The following is a 1446-nucleotide window of genomic DNA, read 5'->3' on the forward strand; positions in this document are numbered from 1 at the left end:
CCTTCTGCCTCTCTGCAGTAAGGGCCTTGGATGTCTTTATGTAGTTGATTGTACGTATTTCATAAGGGATATAGTGAGCCAGTCGCTTCACATAGTGCTCAATACCCTCCTTGAGGTAAGGTGTTGTAGTTTTTCCTACTACTATAAGATCAATCTTCATGACAGAAGGCCGATTAACAATTTGATGGCATCATACTGCAATGCCTGAACACATCACATCTGACGGGGTACCGATATGAAAGGCTGTCGTAAACATCCATACGGACCACATCAGATGTGGATATATGTAACGCTATTTTAAAACAGTTTCTTAGGCTTTATCGCCTGGAAATCCTTAAGATAATTCGGCACAGAGTATGCCAGATCGATAAATTCGCTCTTATGATAAGCCCTTTCTGAAAGAGCCATCATATTGGCTGCAACAGGATATATCTCGGTTATGAAATTGGCATTGGGATGCTTTTCAAGCAAGGGACGGGCTTTTTCACTACCATCACCAAAGAATATCACCGGTCCGCGGTCAAGCTGCTCACGATAGCTTTCCTCATCCAATATCAGAGGACGAGGCGACATCACATTCTCCAAAGCGAAGTCGTGGACTGCTGTGTACACTTCCATACGCCGGGCATCAATCATTGGCGCAAACAGCACATTCTCATCAAAGAAATCGCTGAACATTACGGCCACAGTCATTGTCTGCAACGTATCGACACCAATTAGCGGCAGATTCTTGGCATATGCAAGCCCCTTGGCCTCAGACAATCCGATACGCAGACCGGTATAACTGCCCGGACCGATACTTACCGCAATCGCATCGAGCTCCACTTCATGCTTCTTTGCAGCAGCAAGCATATCCTCGATATACCCGCTCAGTAATGAAGCATGGTTACGTCCGTTGTAATCCTCACGGCGATCAATCACATTGCCATCCATAGTAAGCGCAACAGAACATACGCTTGTAGATGTGTCGATATTCAATATAGTTGCCATACTGCAAAGTTACACATTTCCATCCAACTTACACCAACGTGAGAAAAATTTCAGGGGCACACCCCTAATCACCGGAATATGGAGGTCATACCGAAGGAACAGCACCACGCAAATGTTGCAGGAAGTATCGCTAAAGCCGCCATACACAATAGTTGTCAGAGACAAAATTGCAAGGACATATCAACGGCTGGAAAGTTTGTCTTGGATCCAACTTACCAGAGCAAAAACGGCAATACCGACAGGCAATGCTACACATAACATAAATGTCCAAAAGCCGGGACATGCATAGGTAACGATAAAGAGTATGAGTATCGCCCACAGAATAATTCCAATCATATGAGTATTCGATTTAATGTGGTTAGTTAATGTCTGCTCCGTCGTTAAGAGCCTGGCCGAGCCAAGCGAATGCGCAGAGAACAATGATTAGGAATGACATATTTACCAAATTCAGATATT

At 44.4% G+C, this 1446-nt stretch carries 2 protein-coding genes; both read right to left on the reverse strand.

Going from position 1 to position 1446, the window contains the following annotated elements:
• Window positions 1-160 (reverse strand): 23S rRNA (pseudouridine(1915)-N(3))-methyltransferase RlmH (locus K2I50_RS10875; RefSeq protein ID WP_367279090.1); only part of this gene is annotated, 160 nt, incomplete at its 3' end.
• A 137-nt stretch (window positions 161-297) separates the two neighbouring features.
• Window positions 298-990: a tRNA (adenosine(37)-N6)-threonylcarbamoyltransferase complex dimerization subunit type 1 TsaB gene (gene tsaB, locus K2I50_RS05620; protein WP_301025230.1), complete on the reverse strand. Its 693-nt coding sequence runs from the start codon at window positions 988-990 to the stop codon at window positions 298-300.
• Between the last annotated feature and the right edge of the window lie 456 nt (window positions 991-1446).

The organism is Muribaculum sp. (assembly GCF_029051885.1).
GTDB lineage: Bacteria > Bacteroidota > Bacteroidia > Bacteroidales > Muribaculaceae > Muribaculum.

Coding starts and splice junctions, on each gene's coding strand:
- tsaB (WP_301025230.1), bottom strand. CDS start 990: ATGGCAACTATATTGAATATCGACACATCTACAAGCGTATGTTCTGTT.